The organism is Arthrobacter horti, assembly GCF_030731045.1.
GTDB classification, from domain to species: Bacteria; Actinomycetota; Actinomycetes; order Actinomycetales; family Micrococcaceae; genus Arthrobacter_E; species Arthrobacter_E nanjingensis.
Genome location: NZ_JAVALS010000014.1, coordinates 53433 through 70858 on the forward strand (window position 1 = coordinate 53433; position 17426 = coordinate 70858).

Annotated in this window: 15 protein-coding genes and 1 tRNA gene; 8 read left to right on the forward strand and 8 right to left on the reverse strand. The window is 69.4% G+C overall.

All coding sequences use genetic code 11. The features are described from left to right. Positions 1 to 44 precede the first annotated feature (44 nt). The 6 genes from Q9R02_RS14680 (at position 45) to Q9R02_RS14705 (ending at position 8308) form a co-directional block, all read left to right on the forward strand. Positions 45 to 542 carry an FMN-binding protein gene (locus Q9R02_RS14680; RefSeq protein ID WP_425279288.1) on the forward strand — a complete coding sequence of 166 codons (498 nt, stop codon included), beginning with the start codon at positions 45 to 47 and terminating at the stop codon, positions 540 to 542. A gap of 2 nt (positions 543 to 544) precedes the next feature. Then, positions 545 to 1432 carry an FAD:protein FMN transferase gene (locus Q9R02_RS14685; RefSeq protein ID WP_305997447.1) on the forward strand — a complete coding sequence of 296 codons (888 nt, stop codon included), beginning with the start codon at positions 545 to 547 and terminating at the stop codon, positions 1430 to 1432. After that, positions 1429 to 2955 carry an FAD-dependent oxidoreductase gene (locus tag Q9R02_RS14690; protein ID WP_305997448.1) on the forward strand — a complete coding sequence of 509 codons (1527 nt, stop codon included), beginning with the start codon at positions 1429 to 1431 and terminating at the stop codon, positions 2953 to 2955. Before Q9R02_RS14685 ends, Q9R02_RS14690 begins: the two co-directional genes overlap by 4 nt. A 124-nt stretch (positions 2956 to 3079) precedes the next feature. Beyond that, positions 3080 to 3155: transfer RNA gene (locus Q9R02_RS14695), tRNA-Arg, on the forward strand. A 94-nt stretch (positions 3156 to 3249) separates the two neighbouring features. Beyond that, the gene (gene hrpA / locus Q9R02_RS14700; RefSeq protein ID WP_305997449.1) at positions 3250 to 7263 is read left to right on the forward strand and encodes an ATP-dependent RNA helicase HrpA; all 4014 of its coding nucleotides are present in this window, start codon (positions 3250 to 3252) and stop codon (positions 7261 to 7263) included. A 61-nt stretch (positions 7264 to 7324) separates the two neighbouring features. Beyond that, a complete protein-coding gene (locus Q9R02_RS14705; RefSeq protein WP_305997450.1) occupies positions 7325 to 8308 on the forward strand; it encodes a beta-ketoacyl-ACP synthase 3 in 984 nt (327 codons plus the stop codon). Between the two features lie 91 nt (positions 8309 to 8399). Here Q9R02_RS14705 and Q9R02_RS14710 read toward each other — a convergent pair whose 3' ends face one another. Continuing rightward, positions 8400 to 8828 carry an HIT family protein gene (locus tag Q9R02_RS14710; RefSeq protein ID WP_305997451.1) on the reverse strand — a complete coding sequence of 143 codons (429 nt, stop codon included), beginning with the start codon at positions 8826 to 8828 and terminating at the stop codon, positions 8400 to 8402. A gap of 112 nt (positions 8829 to 8940) precedes the next feature. Further along, on the reverse strand, positions 8941 to 9780 hold the full coding sequence (locus Q9R02_RS14715; RefSeq protein WP_305997452.1) for a sulfurtransferase: 840 nt from the start codon (positions 9778 to 9780) through the stop codon (positions 8941 to 8943). 34 nt (positions 9781 to 9814) lie between these two features. Between Q9R02_RS14715 and Q9R02_RS14720 the strand changes: the two genes are divergently transcribed. Then, positions 9815 to 10957, forward strand: coding sequence for a PLP-dependent cysteine synthase family protein (locus Q9R02_RS14720; RefSeq protein ID WP_305997453.1), 1143 nt, complete (start codon positions 9815 to 9817; stop codon positions 10955 to 10957). Here the strand turns inward: Q9R02_RS14720 and Q9R02_RS14725 are convergent. Together Q9R02_RS14725 and Q9R02_RS14730 are read right to left on the reverse strand one after the other, a co-directional pair. Then, positions 10954 to 11640 carry an MBL fold metallo-hydrolase gene (locus tag Q9R02_RS14725; RefSeq protein WP_305997454.1) on the reverse strand — a complete coding sequence of 229 codons (687 nt, stop codon included), beginning with the start codon at positions 11638 to 11640 and terminating at the stop codon, positions 10954 to 10956. The two genes, Q9R02_RS14720 and Q9R02_RS14725, sit on opposite strands and share 4 nt — an antisense overlap. Before the next feature lie 39 nt (positions 11641 to 11679). Beyond that, positions 11680 to 12513 carry an aldo/keto reductase gene (locus Q9R02_RS14730; RefSeq protein WP_305997455.1) on the reverse strand — a complete coding sequence of 278 codons (834 nt, stop codon included), beginning with the start codon at positions 12511 to 12513 and terminating at the stop codon, positions 11680 to 11682. A gap of 126 nt (positions 12514 to 12639) precedes the next feature. Between Q9R02_RS14730 and Q9R02_RS14735 the strand changes: the two genes are divergently transcribed. Next, complete coding sequence (locus Q9R02_RS14735) at positions 12640 to 13077, forward strand: Fur family transcriptional regulator (RefSeq protein ID WP_305997456.1); 438 nt, start codon at positions 12640 to 12642, stop codon at positions 13075 to 13077. Here Q9R02_RS14735 and Q9R02_RS14740 read toward each other — a convergent pair. The 4 genes from Q9R02_RS14740 to Q9R02_RS14755 all read right to left on the reverse strand — a co-directional run bounded on the left by Q9R02_RS14740 (position 13019) and on the right by Q9R02_RS14755 (position 17095). Further along, entirely contained in the window at positions 13019 to 14320 is a 1302-nt protein-coding gene (locus Q9R02_RS14740; protein ID WP_305997457.1) for an MFS transporter, read from the reverse strand. The two genes, Q9R02_RS14735 and Q9R02_RS14740, sit on opposite strands and share 59 nt — an antisense overlap. Further along, the gene (locus Q9R02_RS14745) at positions 14317 to 15228 is read right to left on the reverse strand and encodes a metal ABC transporter permease (RefSeq protein WP_305997458.1); all 912 of its coding nucleotides are present in this window, start codon (positions 15226 to 15228) and stop codon (positions 14317 to 14319) included. The genes Q9R02_RS14740 and Q9R02_RS14745 overlap by 4 nt, the downstream gene beginning before the upstream one ends. Further along, positions 15229 to 16038: a metal ABC transporter ATP-binding protein gene (locus Q9R02_RS14750; RefSeq protein WP_425279289.1), complete on the reverse strand. Its 810-nt coding sequence runs from the start codon at positions 16036 to 16038 to the stop codon at positions 15229 to 15231. It lies immediately after the preceding gene. Between the two features lie 76 nt (positions 16039 to 16114). Continuing rightward, positions 16115 to 17095: a metal ABC transporter solute-binding protein, Zn/Mn family gene (locus Q9R02_RS14755; RefSeq protein WP_305997459.1), complete on the reverse strand. Its 981-nt coding sequence runs from the start codon at positions 17093 to 17095 to the stop codon at positions 16115 to 16117. Between the last annotated feature and the right edge of the window lie 331 nt (positions 17096 to 17426).

Below are 17426 nucleotides of genomic sequence, written 5' to 3' on the forward strand. Positions count from 1 at the left end.
CTAGTGTTGAAGGGAGTGTGATCGGCGCGAGCCTAGGAGACCATATGCAGCAGACCCACCCACCAGCCGCCCCCACGCGTTCGAGCCGCGGGCGCTCCCTGCTCCCCTTCGGCCTGGCCGCGGCCGCCGGAGGGATCGCCATCCTGGTGGGCTGCGCGCCGGACAAGACGGCGGCCCCCACGGAGGAGATGTCCCCGCAGCCGGCGGCAGCGAGCAGCGCCGCAGCCGCCCCCGCCACGCCGGGGCACTACAAGGACGGCACCTACAGCGCGGACGGGCACTACGTGTCCCCCAACGGCGACGAGACCGTCGGGGTGACCCTGACCCTGGCGTCCGGGAAGGTGACGGACGTCCAGATCACCACGCACCCGAGCAGCGCCAACACCCAGCTGTTCCAGAATCGCTTCGCGGGCGGCATCAAGGACCTGGTGGTGGGCAAGAGCATCGACGAGCTGGGCGGCATCACCCGTGTGGCCGGCTCCAGCCTCACGAGCGGTGGCTTCGAGGACGCCGTGGCGGCCATCAAGAAGCGGGCCGGCTGAGCATGCCCCCGGCGGCGCCCCTCGAGTTCGACGCCTTGGGGACGTCCTGGTGGATCCGCGCCGAAGGACTGGAGTCCGTCCTGGAGGGCCGGGTCCGGGACCGGCTGAACGACTTCGACGCCACCTGGTCCCGGTTCCGCGGTGATTCCCTGGCGATGCGGCTCGCCGCACCCGCGGACGTCGGGCGCGCGGACGGCGAGCGCACCGTGGAGTTTCCCGCGGAGGCCGCTCCCCTGGGCCGGCTGTACCGCGAACTCCACGATCTGAGCGGCGGCTCCGTCACGCCGTTCATCGGCGCCTCCCTGGCACAGCTGGGCTACGACCCGGACTATTCGCTGCAGCCTCACGGCGAGCCGGTCCCGGCGCCCCGCTGGGGCGAGGACGTGGACTGGGACGGCCGCACTGTCAGTGCCCGGACGCCTGTGGTGCTGGACATCGGGGCCGCGGGCAAGGGCCTGGCCGTGGACCTGGTCTGCGAGATCCTGCTCGGCGCCGGCCTGACGGACTTCCTGGTCGACGCAGGCGGTGACATGCGCCGCCACGGCGGCACGAGCGACCGCATCGCCCTGGAGAACCCGTTCGACACGCGGCAGGCGATCGGCGTCGTCGAGCTTCACGACGGCGCGCTGGCCGCCTCCGCCGTCAACCGCCGCGCCTGGGGTGAGGGACTGCATCACGTCCTGGACGGGCTGACCGGACGGCCGGTGCGTCGCGTCGTGGCAAGCTGGGTGCTGGCCCCGGACGCCATGACGGCGGACGGGCTGGCCACGGCCTTGTTCTTCGTGCCCGGCGTGAACCTGGCGGAGCGGCACGACGTCCACTGGTTGAGTGTGCACAGCGATGGGCACGCCGAAGGTTCACCGTATTTCCTGGAAGGGCTGCATCGATGACCGCTCCTCTCCCCCTGGCCCGCCGGGTGACCGGCCTGCCGGGACGGATCCCCATGACCCGTCTGGTGGCCCTCGCCCTGGGCGTGCTGGTGCTCTACAGCCTGCTCCTCGACGCGCTGGGATGGACCGAGTTCGGCATGCTGCCGCTTCTGGCGCACCTGGGGCAGTGCCTGGCTGCGACGCTGGTGGGAACCGCGCTCTGCGCACTCCTGTTCCGGCTGCGGCCGTACTGGGATTCGTCCCTGGTCACGGCCGGTCTCCTGTACTTCCTCTTCTGGCCCGCGACCTCCGCGCGCGAGGCCTGGGGCGTGATCCTGGCCGGTCTGTTGGCTTCGGCCTCCAAATACGCCCTGGCCTGGCGCGGCCGGCACCTGTTCAACCCCGCGGCCCTGGGCGCATTCGTGGTGTCCCTGACGGGCCTGAACGCCGCCACCTGGTGGGTCGGTTCCCCGCCCTTGCTGTGGGCCGTGATCCCGCTGGGCCTACTGGTGCTGTACCGCGCAGGCCAGTTCCCGGTGGCGCTGACCTTCCTGGCGCTGTCCTTCGTCACAGCGGAAGCCGTCGCCGCGGTCCGGGGCCTCTCCGTGACGGATGTCCCGGCCTTGTGGTTCGCCGGTCAGGCCACCGTGTTCTTCGCCTGCTTCATGATGAGCGAGCCGCTGACCCTGCCGCCGCGGCGCCTGCAACGGGTTCTGGTGGGCGCCGTCACGGGCGTACTGTTCAGCCTGCCCCTTTCCCTGGCGCTCGGACCGGTGATCCTCACCAACGCCCCCGAGGCGGTGCTTCTGGTGGGCAACCTCCTGGCATTCGCGCTGCGGCCGCGGCAGTCCGCGACCATGGCGTTCCTGGGGAGCCGCGAGGTGGCGCCAGGCGTACGGGAGTTCTCTTTCCACACCGTCGCCGGGGCCCGCACGGCTCCCGGCCAGTACGTCGAACTGACCTTGCCGGTGCCGGGCCTGCTGACGGCCCGCCGGGTGTTCAGCCCGGTCACCGCTGGTGACGGTGTGCTGCGCATCGCCACGCGGATCCCGGCAAGCCCGTCGCCGGCCAAGCAGGCGCTGCTGACGCTGCCGGTCGGCGCGCTCATCCAGTCGAGCCGGGCCGCCGGTGACTTCGTCCTGCCCTCTCCTCCGCGCCCCCTGCTGCTGGCGGCGGGCGGCATCGGCGTCACGCCGTTCGTGGCACTCACGGGCGCCGACGGTGCCGGCGCCTCGGACACCGTCCTGCTGTACTCGGCCCGCTCCTTGGAGGACGCGGCCTACCTGGACGAACTGGCCGCGAGTGGCGCCCGCGTCCTGCTCCGCACCTCCGCTCCCCTGCCGGAGGACGCGGTGCTGCCCGACGGCGTCGAGCACGTGGGAACGGAGCGGCTCACCGCCGCGCGGGTCACCGAACTGGTGCCCGACGCCGCGCGGCGGCTGGGCATGGTGGCCGGCACACCGGACTTCGTACGGGACTTGAAGAAGACCTTGCGGGGGGCGGGTGTGCGGAAGGTCAAGAAGGATTCGTTCCTGGGGTACTGACGTCCTGGCTGTTCTTCCCATGGAGCTTGCGGACGCGGCTCGCGGACGCACCCCGATTTCACATCCGGGGGTGGAATGCTGATAAGCTCGAGGACGTTCCCGGGAGCTCCCGGGCCCCGGATACGCCCTCGTAGCTCAGGGGATAGAGCGTCTGCCTCCGGAGCAGAAGGCCGTAGGTTCGAATCCTATCGAGGGCACCAAATGAGAGCAGGCTCTCGGTTCTACGGAACCGGGAGCCTGTCTGTTTTTCCGCGACATGCCCGGACGAGCCTCGGCGGCTAGGCTTGTCCCGTCATGCCTCTGAACATCACATACCCCGCCGCGCTGCCCGTCTCCGAACGCCGCGAGGAGATCATGGCCGCGATCCGGGACCACCAGGTGGTCATCGTGGCCGGGGAGACGGGCTCTGGAAAGACCACCCAGCTGCCCAAGATGTGCCTGGAACTGGGTCTTGCCGAGAAGGGGCTGGTGGGCCACACTCAGCCGCGGCGTCTGGCCGCCCGCACGGTCGCCGAGCGCATCGCGGAGGAGCTCGGCGTGGAGCTGAGCCAGGAGGTCGGGTACCAGGTCCGCTTCACGGGCGAAGTGGGGCCGAAGACCCAGGTGAAGCTCATGACGGACGGCATCCTGCTGGCCGAGATCCAGCGCGACCGGATGCTGCGGAAGTACAGCGTCATCATCGTGGACGAGGCCCATGAGCGCAGCCTCAACATCGACTTCATCCTCGGCTACCTCAAGCGCCTCCTGCCCCAGCGGCCGGACCTGAAGGTCATCATCACCTCCGCCACCATCGACCCGGAGCGCTTCGCCAAGCACTTCGGCGGCGAGGACACCCCCTCACCGATCGTGGAGGTCTCCGGCCGCACCTTCCCCGTGGAGATCCGTTACCGACCGCTCTCCGAGCCGGCCGGCGGCGAGGACATGGACGACGAACTCGAAGAGGACCGCGACCCGGTGGACGCGGTCTGCGACGCCGTGGACGAGCTCTCCCGGGAGGCGCCCGGCGACATCCTGGTCTTCTTCTCCGGCGAACGCGAGATCCGTGAGGCGGCGGAGGCCCTGCGCGGCCGCCTCCCCCGCAACCCGCGCCTGGCCGACGCCGAGGTCCTGCCTCTGTTCGCCCGTCTGAGCCTGGCCGAGCAGCACAAGGTCTTCCACCCGGGTCCCAAACGGCGCATCGTCCTGGCCACCAACGTCGCGGAGACGTCCTTGACGGTCCCCGGCATCAAGTACGTCATCGACACCGGCACCGCCCGCATCTCGCGCTACTCCCACCGCACCAAGGTGCAGCGCCTGCCGATCGAGCGCGTGTCCCAGGCCTCAGCCAGCCAGCGCTCCGGCCGCTGCGGCCGTGTCAGCGACGGCATCGCCATCCGGCTGTACTCGGAGGAGGACTTCGAGGGCCGGCCCGAGTTCACGGATCCGGAGATCCTGCGCACCAACCTTGCCGCCGTCATCCTGCAGATGATCGCGATCGGCGTGGCCGCCACCCCGAAGGACGTGGAGGCGTTCCCGTTCGTCGAGTCCCCGGACACGCGCGCTGTCAACGACGGCGTCACGCTGCTCCGTGAGCTCGGTGCCCTGCCGTCCACGGGAGGGGGCGACGACGGCGCGGACGCGGGCGCGCGCGCACCCCGCAGCGGTGGCAGGGGCCGCCCGGGAGGCCGCCCGGGAGGCCGCAAACCGTCCGGCCTGACCGCCGTCGGGCATCAGCTCGCCCAGCTGCCTGTGGACCCGCGCCTGGGCCGGATGATCGTGGAGGCGGGGCGCCGCGACTGCGCCCGCGAAGTCATGGTCCTGGCAGCCGCGCTGACCATCCAGGACCCCCGCGAGCGCCCCACGGACAAGCAGCAGCAGGCCGCGGAGAAGCACGCTCGCTTCAAGGACGAGAAGAGCGACTTCACCGGCTTCCTCAACCTCTGGAACTACCTGCAGGAGAAGCAGCGCGAGCTGTCCTCCAGCGCGTTCCGGCGCCTCTGCCACGCCGAGTTCATCAACTACCTGCGCGTGCGGGAGTGGCAGGAGCTGTACAGCCAGCTCCGGCAGCTGGCCAAACCGCTGGGCATCTCGGTGGGAAATGAGCGGGAGACGGACCCCGTGGGCAACCACGACGCGGTGCACATCTCCCTGCTGTCCGGTCTGCTGAGCCAGATCGGCCTCTACGACGAGCGCAAACGGGAGTACGCGGGCGCCCGCGGCACCCGTTTCGCGATCTTCCCGGGCTCCGCACTGTTCAAGAAGTCCCCGGCGTTCGTCATGGCGGCCGAGCTGGTGGAGACCAGCCGGCTCTGGGCCCGCGTGGCGGCCGCGTTCGACCCGTCCTGGGCCGAGCAGGTGGCTCCCGGCCTGGTGAAGCGCAGCTTCAGCGAACCGCATTGGTCCTCCAAGTCCGGCTCCGTGATGGCCTATGAGAAGGTCACGCTGTACGGCGTGCCCATCATCCCCAAGCGCCGCGTGAACTACGCCAAGGTGGACCCGGAGCTCTGCCGCGAGCTGTTCATCCGCCATGCCCTGGTGGACGGCGACTGGCGCACGCATCACAAGTTCTTCCAGCGCAACCGCACCCTCCTGCGCGAGGTGGAGGAGCTGGAGACCCGCATGCGGCGCCGCGACATCCGCGTGGACGATGAGACGCTCTTCGAGTTCTACGACGCCCGGATCGGCCACGACGTGGTCTCGGAGCGGCACTTCGATCTCTGGTGGAAGAACGCCCGGCAAGAGGACCCCACTCTCCTGGACTTCGACCGCGCGCTCGTCATGAGCGAGGAGGCCGAGGACCTGGACGAAGCCGCCTTCCCCAAGGTGTGGCGCCAGCAGGGTTTCGAGTTCCCCCTGAGCTATGAATTCCACCCGGTGGCCCCCGGCGCCACGCCGGATCCCACGGATGGCGCCACGGTGGAGATCCCGGCCCTGTTCCTCAACCAGGTGGAGCCGGAACCGTTCCGCTGGCAGATCCCCGGCCAGCGCGTGGAACTGGTGACGGCCCTCATCAAGTCCCTCCCCAAGGCGGTCCGGAAGAACTTCGTGCCCGCACCCGATGTGGCGCGGCAGGCCGTCGCCGCGCTCGACGCAGACTTCTCCCCGGCGGAGGACCGGATCGAGGACGCCCTGGCCCTCGCGCTGCGCCGCCTGCGCGGCCAGGTGGTGCCGGACGGCAGCTTCTCCTGGGACGCCGTGCCGCCACATCTGCGCATGAGCTTCCGCGTGGTGGACGCCAAGGGCAAGGTGCTGGGTGAGGGCAAGGACCTCGCCGCCCTGCAGGACGAACTGGCCCCGGCCACGCGCCGCGCCATCGCTGAGAGCCTGGGCGCGACCCCGAAGACCGCGGCTCCATCGCCGAAGAAGCAGCGCACGACGACGGACACCGCCTCCTCCAGGCGCGACGGCGCGGCCCAGGGTGCCGGGCTGCACGCCTCGGGCGTCCAGGAGCTCAGCGGCCTGACGGACTGGACGTCGCTCACTGCGGCGAGCGGCGGCGTCGTGCAGCGCAGTGTCAGCCGGCAGCTCGGCGGGCACACGGTGACCGGCTACCCGGCCCTCGTGGATGAGGGCAAGACGGTGGGTCTGCGCGTGTTCCAAACGCAGGAACGCCAGGAGGCCGCCATGCGCGGCGGGGTGATCCGGCTCATCGCCCTCAAGGTGCCGTCGCCGGACCGCTACGTCCTGGAGCATCTGAGCAACACGGAGAAGCTGACCTTCAGCCAGAACCCGCACGGCAGCATCACGGGCCTGATCGCGGACTGCGCCCAGGCGGCGATCGACAAGCTGGTCCCGGCGCAGCTTCCCTGGGACACGAAGTCCTTCGACGCGCTGTACGAGCAGGTCCGGGCCGAGCTGATCGACACCGTCTTCACCGTCACGGCCGTGGTGGAAAAGATCCTCTCGGCCTCCCTGCGGATCGGCAAGCAGCTGCGTGGCAGCGTGAGCCCGGCCCTGTTCAGCGCCCTGAGCGATGAGAAGAGCCACCTGGGCCAGCTCGTGCACCCGGGATTCGTGGCACAGACGGGCTATCTCCAGCTCGCCCAGCTCCCCCGCTATCTGACGGCCATCGAACGCCGCCTGGAGAAGCTGCCGGGCAATGTGCAGCGCGACGCGAACAGCCTCGCGGTGGTGCAGCGCCTGGAGGACGAGTACGACGACGCCGTGGCGGCGTTGCGCTCGGGCGAGGGTCCCGGGCCGGAGCTGACCCACGTGCGATGGATGCTGGAGGAGCTGCGGGTCAGCTTGTTCGCCGTCGAGCTGGGCACTCAGTACTCGGTGAGCGAGAAGCGCATCCGCGTAGCAATGAACAAGGCCCTCGCTCCGTGAGCCACCGCCGTCCCTTAAGCTGGGATGGTCCGTACCACCGTAAGACCAAAGGACTCCCCCTATGAAGCTCAGCTTCCCCGCTCCGAACGCCGGCACCGAGATCCTCGGTCTCGGGCATGCTCAGCCGGAGCGCGTCATGGACAACCACGAGCTCGAGGGCATGATGGAGACCTCGGATGAGTGGATCCGGCAGCGCACGGGCATCGTCACCCGGAACATCGCCGGCGAGGATGAGAGCGTCGCCACCCTGGCCATCGCCGCCGCACGTATGGCTCTGGAGGACTCCGGGGTTCCTGCGGAGAAGATCGACCTGGTCATCATCGCCACCACCACGGCCGCCGAGCGCTCCCCCAACACCGCAGGGCGCGTCGCGCAGGCCCTGGGTCTGGGCGACGCCGAGCGGGGTCCGGGCATCATCGACATCAATACGGCCTGCTCCGGCTTCGAATACGCCATGGGCCTGGCCGATCAGTCCATCCGCTCCGGCACCTCGAACTACGCCCTGGTGCTCGGCGCCGAGACCCTGTCCAAGGTCACCGACTGGACGGACCGCAGCACCGCCGTCCTGACCGCCGACGGCGCAGGCGCCATGGTCATCGGCCCGAGCGACGAGCCGCGCATCGGCCCGGTCGTGTGGGGCTCCAAGGGCGAGCTCGCCGATGCCGTCCTCATCGGCCCGCCCACCAACAAGTTCTGGCAGAACGGCCGCGAGGTGCTCCGCTGGGCCCTCAAGGACGCGGAGAAGCATGCCCGCGCCGCCGTGGCCCAGGCCGGCCTTCAGATGTCCGACATCGAGGTGCTGGTCACCCATCAGGCCAACCTGCGCATCATCGAGCCCATGGCCCAGGCCCTCGGTCTGACGGACAAGGTGGTAGTGACCGACGTGATCGACTCCGGCAACACTTCCGCCGCGAGCGTGCCGCTCGGCTACAGCAAGTGGTGGCACTCCGGCAAGATCCCCTCCGACGTCCCGGCCCTGCTCTTCGGCTTCGGCGGCGGTTTCACCTTCGCCGGCATGGTGGCGATGACGCCCCGCAAGAAGTAGGGCTTTAAACCCAATCGACTGCTCCATACGACGCCAGAATCGCCCGGAATTCCCGGAAAACGGCGTCCTGTGGAGCAGTCGATGTGCTTAATCAGCCCTCCGGCACGAACTCCCCGTAACCGGCGGCGCGCAAGCCTTCACGGATGGTCTCCGCGTTCGCATCCAGCTCCGCGGGATCCGGGTTGTTGTCCACGGAGCCGAAGTCGTAGTCGGCCATGGAGTTGGACGGCCAGACGTGGACGTGGAGGTGCTCCACTTCGTAGCCGGCCACGAGCAGCCCCGCGCGGGCGGACCCGAACGCCTCCACCTGGACCTTGCCGATCTTCTGGGCCACCAGCACGGCCTTGGACAGGATCTCCGGGTCCGCGTCCGTCCAGCGGTCCACCTCCTGGACCGGAACCACCAGGGTGTGCCCGGGGGCCAGCGGGCCGATGGTCAGGAACGCGACCACGTCCGGCTCACGCCAGACGAAGCGGCCGGGGATCTCCCCGTTGATGATCTTGGTGAAAAGGCTGCTCACGGGTCTGCTTTCTCTTGTGGTCATTTGAAGCCTTGTGCTGCGGGCTGTCGTCTCGCCGAAATCCGGCAGCGGTTTGCCCAGGGGCGGGGGCACCGGACGTCCGACGGGCACCTCAGGCCCCCGTGGCGACGTCGCGGGACGCGTCGTTGGACCACTGGGAGAAGGACCCCGGGTAGAGGACGGCGTCGAAGCCGGCAAGTTTCAGTGCCGCCACCTCATGCGCCGCGGTGACGCCGGAACCACAGTAGACGGCCACCGGGGTCCCGGGTTCGACGCCGAGTGCGGAGAACCGCTCGCGAAGCGCCTCCGCGGACAGGAACTGCCCGTCCTCGTCCACGTTCTCCGTGGTCGGCGCGCTGATGGCCCCCGGGATGTGACCGGCCCGCGGGTCGATCGGCTCCACCTCGCCGCGGTACCGCTCCGTGGCACGTGCGTCCAGGAGGACGCCGTTCTCAGGCCACGTGCCCGCCCCGTCGATGCCCACGACGGCCGACGGGTCCATCGGGTGGAGCGTCACGTCGCCGGCGGGAAGCGTCACGTCCTCCTTCTCGATGGAGAAGTCCTCCAGCACCCAGGCCATCAGGCCACCGTCCAGGATGCGGGTGTCCGCATGGCCGAATTCCCGGAGCAGCCACCATGCACGCGCGGCCGCCATGGAACCCGAGTTGTCGTACACCACCACGGTGTCGCCGTCGTTGATCCCCCAGCGCCGAGCGGTCGCCTGGAAGTCCTCAAAGGACGGGAGCGGGTGGCGCCCCGCCTCCGGGCTGGCGGGCGCCGCGAGATCGGACTCCATGTCGACGAAGACCGCGGCCGGGAGATGGCCCATGAGGTATTTTTCGCGCCCCAACGGATCGCCCAGCGTCCACCGGACGTCCAGGATCACGAGCTTGTCCGGGTCCAGGTCGTGGACGTCGGCGGGGGCGATGGTGACAGGGAATTCTTGCTCCATAGGGCAACTCTATGCCCGCGATACCCTTGACCCCGTGAGTGCAGCAGAGTTCCCCCACGTGGTCCGGTCCGACGAGCGTTCCTGGGCCGATGAGGCCATCCGGAAGATCACCGCGGAGGCGAACCGCTCCGCCGACACGCACCTCTATGGCGTGCCTCTGCCCGAACAGTGGGGCATCGAACTGTTCATCAAGGACGAGTCGACGCACCGCTCCGGCAGCCTCAAACACCGTCTGGCACGCTCACTCTTCCTGTTCGGCCTCGTCAATGGCTGGATCGGGCCCGGCACCACCATCGTGGAGGCCAGCAGTGGCAGTACGGCCGTCTCCGAGGCCTACTTCGCGCGGCTCCTCGGCCTGCCGTTCATCGCGGTCATGACCCGCAGCACCAGTCAGGAGAAGATCCGCCTCATCGAGGACTTCGGCGGTTCATGCCTCCTGGTGGACCATGCCGCGGAGGTCTACTCGACCGCGGAGGAGGTGGCCCGGACCACCGGTGGCCACTACATGGACCAGTTCACCTACGCGGAGCGGGCCACCGACTGGCGCGGGAACAACAACATCGCGGAGTCCATCTTCGAGCAGATGACTCAGGAGCTGCACCCGGTCCCGCGGTGGATCGTGGTGGGTGCCGGCACCGGCGGCACGAGCGCCACGATCGGCCGATACCTGCGCTACCACCGGCATGACACCCGCCTGCTGGTGGTGGACCCGGAGAACTCGGCGTTCCTCCCGTCCTGGCGCGACGGGGACCCGGAGCTCACTACCGGCCTGCCGTCCCGCATCGAAGGCATCGGCCGGCCCCGCGTGGAACCGAGCTTCGTCCCGGCCGTCATCGACGCCATGGTGGAGGTCCCGGACGCGGCGTCCATCGCGGCGATGCGGCACCTGAACCGGTACGCGCAACTCGACGCTGGGCCGTCCACCGGCACCAATCTGTGGGGCGTGTGGCGGCTCATCGCCGGCATGGTGGCCCGCGGCGAGACCGGCAGCGTCGTCACGCTCATGTGCGACCCCGGCGGCCGCTACGCCCGCAGCCACCAGGATGACGCATGGCTGGCCGCGAACGGCCTGGACCCGGCACCGTACACGCAGGTCATCGAGCACTTCCTGGACAGTGGGGAATGGCTCGAGGGGGAATGGCTGGAGCCGGGAGAATGGCGGGACCTGCCCGCCTAGCCGAGCTGCACGGCTTCTCCCGGGTCAAGGTGGCGGTACTCGGTGCCGTACCGGGCCCCGAGGCGCTGCACGTGCCCCTCCATCAGGCCCAGGCCGGCCGGGTTCAGGAGCGCCTCATGGATGTTGAAGGCCTGCCGGGGGCGGACGCTGATGACGTAGTCCACCACCTCCTGGATCTTGGACCAGGGGGCGTGGATCGGCACCAGCAGGGTGTCCACCTCCAGGCCGTGCGGCACCGTGAAGCTGTCCCCAGGATGGAACAGCACACCGTCCACCAGGTAACCGGTGTTCGCCACGAGCGGCACCACCGGGTGGATGAGCGCGTGCTGGCTGCCGAAGCCCTTCACCCCAAAGCCGGCGACGACGACGTCGAGCCCGTCACCGGCGTCGTGCACCCGCTGCTCCGGTGAGGCTGCGCCCGCTGCCGCGGCGTCCGCACGCAGTGCCGCCGCCGCCCCGGCAGGCGCGTAGACCTCCAGCGCCGGGGAGGTCACCAGGGCCGCCACGACCGCGGGCGCGTCGAGGTGGTCCGCATGCTCATGCGTGACGAGCACGGCGTGGGCGCCCTCAAGCGCGGCTCCGGTCTCGGAGAAGGTGCCCGGGTCGATCACCAGGGTGCGGACGCCGTCAGGGGTGTCCTTGTCCAGGCGGACGCAGGAGTGGGTGAACTTGGTCAGCTGCATGCCCCCAGCGTACGCCCGGGCACCGACAGCACGTCAGGCTCAGAGCATCTCCAGCGGGACCTTCCGGCGGGGTGCCGGGAACGCGCGGTCGATCTCCGCAAGTTCCGGGTCCGTCAAGTGCAGGGAGCCGGCCTGGGCGTTGTCCCGGACGTGCTCAGGCGTGGAAGCCTTGGGGATGGCGATGACCTCCCCGGAGCGGATGGCCCAGGCCAGCAGGATCTGTGCCACACTGACGCCGCGGTTCGCTGCGATGCCCTCCAGGACAGGGTCGTCCAGCAGGCGGCCTTGTTCGATGGGCGAGTACGCCATGGTGGCCACAGGGCGGTCCAGACGTGCCTGTGCGGGGAAGAGATCGAACTCCGGGCCGCGGCGGGACGGGTTGTAGAGCACCTGGTTGACCAGCGGTGCGGAGGGGAAGTCGCCCAGCGAACCCGCATCGAAGTTGCTGATGCCCCAGGAGCCGATGAGCCCGCGGGCCACCAGCTCCTCGAAGGCGTCCACGGTCTCCTCCACGGCGTGCGGGCCGGGCCAGTGCAGGAGGTAGAGGTCGATCCAGTCCGTGCCGAGGATCTCCAGAGAGCGTTCGCAGGCCTGGATGGCGCCCTTGCGGGAGGCGTTCCAGGGAAGCACCTTGTCCACCAGGAAGACCCGGTCACGCACGGGGGCGATCGCCTCGCCCACCAGGTCCTCGCTCCGGCCGTCACCGTACATCTCGGCCGTGTCCACCAGGGTCAGGCCGAGCTCGATGCCCTCGCGGAGCGTGGCGATCTCGGCGTCCCTCTTCCAGGGGTCATCCCCCAGGAACCAGGTCCCCTGTCCCAGCGCGGGAACGACTTCGCCATCGGCCAGTGTCACGGTCTTCATCGGTGCCATGCCTGTCAGCCTACGTAGGGGGTACGCTGTGGACCCAGTGTGACCGAGACCGTATGGGACTTTTCCCGCACGGCCGCTTGTTAAAGTGGAGTCCCAGGATTCCGCCAGAGAAGGAGATGCTCAGCCGTGGAACACAACCCGGGCCCCCGTACACCGGTGCGGGTGACCAAGCAGCGTCTCGCCGTGGACGCCGCCCTGGACCAGCTGGACGACTTCGTCAGCACGCAGGACCTGCACCGTTCCCTCCAGGACTCCGGGGTGTCCGTGTCACTGGCCACCACGTACAGGATTCTGCAGTCGATGGCGGATGAAGGTGTGGTGGACGTCCTTCGCACCACGGACGGCGAGGCCGTCTACCGCCGCTGCGAAGCGGAGAGCCACCACCACCATCTGCTGTGCCGCAATTGCGGCAAGGCCGTGGAGATCGAGGCTCCAGCCGTGGAGGCGTGGGCCGCCAAGGTGGCCGCGGAGCACGGCTTCACCGCGGTGTCCCACACCGTGGAGATCATGGGTCTGTGCGAGGACTGCTCCCGCGCCGCCCGAACACCAGCAGCACGGGGATGAGGCACAGGGCGAGCAACCCGCCGCCCAGCGCGACGGCCGGGTAGTCCCCCGCCGCCATCACCATGCCGGACATGGTGCTTCCCCCGGCCCCGGACAGCGCCACCAGCACATCCACACTTCCCTGGGTGCGGGCACGGATCTCCGGAGCCGTGGCATCGACCACCATCGCGGTGGAGGTGATCAGTCCGAAGTTCCAGCCGAGCCCCAGCAGGCCGAGAGCCAGGAGCAACAGGCCGAGCGAATCACCCGGAGCGGTGGCCGCCACTCCGGCGGCCAGCAGCAGGGTCACGCCCGCGCACCACGCCATCGCGATGCGGCCGATCCGGTCCACCAGCCAGCCGGTGACGAGCGATGGCAGGTACATGGACCCGATGTGCACCGCGATCACCAGGCCAACGTCACCCAGCCCATGATGGTGAGCCTTCATGTGGACGGGGGTCATGGTCATGATGGACGTCATGGTGATCTGGCAGAGCACCAGGATGGTGGCGGCCAGGTAGACTCCTCGGCCGGGCTTCGGGGCGGCTCCAGGAGTTTCGCCACCCGCGGCATCCGGAACCTGCGCGGCGAGCCGCTGGGCTACGTGGTACGGGTCAGGACGCAGGAAGAACCACAGTACGGCGCCGGCCGCGAGGTACGCGACGGCGGCCAGGAGGAACGGGCCGGCAAGCATCGGGATACCGAGGTTCATGGCCACGTTCCCCATCGGTTCCACCAGATTGGGGCCCGCCACAGCGCCGAAGGTGGTGGACACCAGGGCGATGCTCACGGCGCGTCCGCGCTGGGCCGGCGTGGCCAGATCGGTTCCGGCGTAGCGCGCCTGGAGGTTGGTGGCCGTGCCGCCGCCGTAGATGAACAGGAACAGGAACAGCAGCACCGGGTTCGCCAGCATGGCGGCCAGGATCACGCCGAGTGCGCCTACGGCACCGGCCCCGAAGCCGAGGGCCAGGCCCGGACGCCGGCCCAGACGCTGCGTGGTCCGGCCGACCAGGAACGCCGCGAGCGCGGACCCCAGGGTGAACAGCGCCGACGGCAGGCCGGCCGCGGCGTCGGATCCGAGCATCTGCTGCGCCAGCAGCGCGCCCACCGTGATGCCGGAGGCGAGACCCGCACCGCCCAGCACCTGGCTGACCGCGACGACGGCAAGGGTACGGCGCTGCAGGCGCGCCCGCTCGGCGTCGTGCACGACGACGCCCGGCGCGGTGATGCTCTCCTGCTCGGTGAGGCTGTCCCGCTCGGTCATGCGCTCACACCCTTCGGCTCTGCCGCCCGCTGTTCCGCCACACGGAGGCGGCGGCCGTTGCGCCCGGTCTTACGGCGCCACGCGCCGATCCCCCAGCACGCCAGGTAGATGGTGAAGGAGATCGTGGTGACGTAGGGGCTGATGGGGATGCTGCCGCCCAGGGCCAGAAGGATTCCGCCCACCGTCGCCGTGACGGCGAAGGCGACACTCAGCAGGACCACCAGCAGGGGCGAGCCGGTCACCTTGAACGCCGCGGCGGCCGGGGTGATGAGGAGCGCCAGCACCAGCAGGGCACCGACGATCTGGATGGACAGCGCCACGGAGACGCCCAGGATCAGCATGAAGGCGAGGGACAGGCCCTTCACGGGGACACCCCGTGCGGCGGCGACGTCCGGATCGTCGCTGGCGAAGTTGAGCGGCCGCCACAGGACCGCCAGGGCCGCCATGACCAGGGCGGCGGTGACCACGAGGGCGTCCAGCTGGACGGTGTCCACGGACACGATCTGGCCGGTGAGCAGAGAGAACTTGTTGGCGGCACGCCCTTGGTAGAGCGAGAGGAACAGGATGCCGAGGCCCAGTCCGAAGGGCATGAGGACGCCGATGAGGGAGTTCTTCTCGCGGGCCTTGAGCCCCATGAGGCCGAGAAGGAGCGCCGCCGCGACGGACCCGATCAGGGAACCGAGCACCACGTCCGCGCCGAGCAGCAGGGCGAGGGAGGCTCCCGCGAAGGAGAGTTCCGAGATGCCGTGCACGGCGAAGGAGAGGTCGCGCTTGACCACGAAGACGCCCACCAGGCCGCCCAGCACGCCCAGCACCGCACCGGCCCACAGCGAGTTCTGCAGCAGGGCCAGCAGCTCGCCGTAGTTGTCGAAGTTGAAGACGGAGCTCCAGAAGGAGTTGGGGTCCACTCAGTCCACCTCTTCCTGCTCGTGGTGGATCTGTTCGGGGATGCCGGAGACCAGAAGGCGGTCGTGGGAACGGACCACCTCGACGTGACCCTGGTAGAGCTCGGAGAGGGTTTCGGTGTTCATGACCTCCTCCGGCGTGCCGATCCGGAACCGCCCCTGGGCGAGGTACAGGACACGGTCCACGTAGGGCAGCACGGGGTTGAGTTCGTGGGTCACGAACACCACGGCCGTCCCGGCTTCCCTGCAGCGCTGGTTCACCAGGGCACTCACCACGTTCTGGTGACGGGGGTCCAGGGAGAGGAGCGGTTCGTCGCAGAGCAGGACCTGAGGATCGGAGGCCATGGCCTGGGCGATGCGCAGGCGCTGCTGCTCACCGCCGGAGAGCTGGCCGACGGGGACCCGCGCATAGTCGAGAGCGCCGACCTTCTCCAGCAGGCCGTCCACCACCTGGTGGACGCGGCGACGGTCACGGCGGATGCCCCAGCGGTGCCCGTCGACGCCGAGCGCCACCAGGTCGCGGGCGCGCAGTGCGGTGTCCGGGGCGAAGTTCTTCTGCTGAGGGACGTAGCCCAGTTTCTCGCGGGGCACGTGCCGTTCCAGGCGGCCTTCACTCAGGGGCAGGAGTCCCAGAAGAACCTTGAGGAGGGAACTCTTGCCGCTGCCATTGGCACCCAGGACGGCCAGGAACTCACCAGGCCGGATGTCCAGATCCAGTCCCTGCCACAGGGCCCGGTGCCCGAAACTGAGCCCGCCCCCTTTCAGGGACATCACGGGTGCCGCCGCCTCCGGCGCGCTCTGCTGCTGGTTCATGCTCTCCCTGGTGGAGGCGCCGACGACGGCGCGGGGTGTGTGCCGTACCACTGTATCGCCGTGGAGCACGGCCGGGTCAGCCCTGAAGCTTGGTGAGCGCCTGCTGAAGTGCGGTGACGTTGTCCGTCATCCAGCCCAGGTAGTCCTTGCCGTCCGGGAGGGTCTCGGTGAAGTCGAGCACGGGGACGCCGGCTGCGGTCGCGGCCGCGCGGACGGCCTCGGTCTGGGGACCGGAGGTCTGGTCGTTGTACGCCAGGAGTGCCGCCTGCTTGGAGGAGAACAGCTTCCGGGTCTGGTCCAGCACGGTGGCTGAGACGTCATGGCCCTCCTCCACAGCGGAGGTGAACTGCTCCGGCGTGACATTGTGCAGGCCGGCCGCTTCGAGGAGGTAGAGGGGCACCGGCTCCGTGATGGCGACGTTGAGGTGTTTGCCGTTGGCCAGCGCGGTCACGGTACCCTGCAGGCCGGCGAGGCGCTCACGGAAGGCATCGGCGTTGTGCTTGAACTCGGCGGCCGAGGCCGGGGCGAGCGCGGAGAGCCGCTGCTCCACCGAGGTGGCGACCTTCTCCATGGCCGGGAAGCTGTACCAGACGTGTTCGTTGAAGGAGCCGTGATCGTGGCCGTCCGCGGAGGACGGGGTGGATTCCGGCGTGGAGCTCTCCAGCCCGGAGATGTCTGCCGCGGTCAGCAGATTCGCGGGGTCCAGCTTGGCGTCCCGGACCATGCCGTCCATGAAGGCGTCGTAGCCGCCTCCGTTGACCACGACGAGCTTGGCTTTGGAGACCTTGAGCCGGTCCTGGGCCGTGGCTTCGTAGGAGTGGGGGTCCTGGCTGATCTTGGACACGATCGACTCCACTGAGACCTTGTCACCGCCGATGGCCTGGACGATGCTTCCGTAGGCGCTGGTGGAGGTGACGACGGCGAGCTTCCCGTCGTCGTTCGCCGCGCCGCCGGCGGGCGCCGAGCAGGCGGAGGCCCCGAGGACGAGCGCGACGCCGGCCGCCGCCAGAGACAACGAACGGCTGCGGGTGGGCAGTGGCTTGCGGAGGAGGGACACGCGAGGTCTCGTTTCCTGAAGGGAGGGGTGTGATTCTCCCCCAAGCCTAGACCTAAATGAGAATCATTTCCATTTGAGCACTCCGGGTGCCGCCGATTCTCCTCCGCTGAGGCAGGTCAGGAGGGTGAGTGGTCAGAAGGGTGGTGGGTCAGAGTCGCAAGGATCAGGTCCAGAGGAGCTGCGGTTGGGCCTGGTGTGTGTTGCCGGGGCCGGTGGGTGGTCGTGGTGTGCGCGGCCGGTGGGGCTGGTCCACTCCAGGATGCCCTTGCCGGCGCCGGAACTGCTTCCTGGTCCGGTACGACTTTGCGGGCCTGGCACGTGACTGCCTGCT